Raw genomic sequence first — 994 nt, forward strand, 5'->3', positions numbered from 1 at the left:
AACGTGTTTGTGTATGATTTCGTTGCGTGTTTTAAGCACTAAAGTTAGCAAATAAATCACAGATAGAAAGTCCGCGAGGACTTTCGTAAGTAGGCTATAACTAGCAATGAATTATACACGGTGTTACCCATAGGCTTTTTTCTTTATTTCAGTTGAAAATGTATATGGTCATCGTGTCTTACTGCTTGACATCCGTGAAATCTTACTTTTCCGTTGTTCAAATTCAGTCTGGTTTTTAAATGCGGTTCGATAAATAACTTGCCAATATTTTTTTGTTTTAAAATCAGATTTGCCAATTGTCGAGTTCCTTTTTCGGAAAACTCAATGTCTTTATTGATTGTGCCTAAAGTCAGATATTTGGGAAAATCATATTGCCAATTTCCTTTATTCTTACAAACTTCGGCTTGGTCATATTCTTTTTCGGTTGGCATTTCATAAACTCCATATCCACTAACTGATGGCTTTTTATTTGTCAATTGTCCGTTATCATTTTCGTAAATCAAAGAAACGTCAATTTTTTTTCCATCGTTGTGGCTCAAATGGGGCAAAAGAGGAAATTTGTTTATGAAAGGGAAATTCGCATCAAGATAAACCATTTTTATTCCTGTGTTCTGTTTCTCAAATTCGGTTGCGATTTGTCCGATTGATTTATTTAATTCAGGTCTTACATAGTTTCTATTGGCAAGTTTGTAAAAAAAAGAATGAGCTTTTAAGAATTCCGATTCTTTTATTTTTTCACGTCCGAAAATCGGTGCGACATTTGGAATGATTAAAAATGTTGTAAGCAAATATAGAACTGCGAAAATTCCAATCCGTTTCAATCTTTTCTTTTCCGCACTTTTCTTAACCAACAAAATTGCAATCAAATATATTATTCCACCTATTTGAGTGACAACAGTCAAAAAAGCAATAATTATTATGTGAAGTAGTATTTTCAATGGTTGGTTCAGCTTATGGGTAACGTGTTTGTGTATGGTTAGTTGCGTGGTTAAGC

Annotated in this window: 1 protein-coding gene; it reads right to left on the bottom strand. The window is 33.3% G+C overall.

Features of this window, described 5'->3' with window-relative positions; all coding sequences use genetic code 11:
* Window positions 1-143: 143 nt before the first annotated feature.
* Window positions 144-994: hypothetical protein (locus ACFQ13_RS05935; RefSeq protein ID WP_386115149.1), on the bottom strand; the 851-nt coding region annotated here is incomplete at its 5' end.

It is taken from the genome of Winogradskyella rapida (assembly GCF_042675845.1).
Classification (GTDB): domain Bacteria; phylum Bacteroidota; class Bacteroidia; order Flavobacteriales; family Flavobacteriaceae; genus Winogradskyella; species Winogradskyella rapida.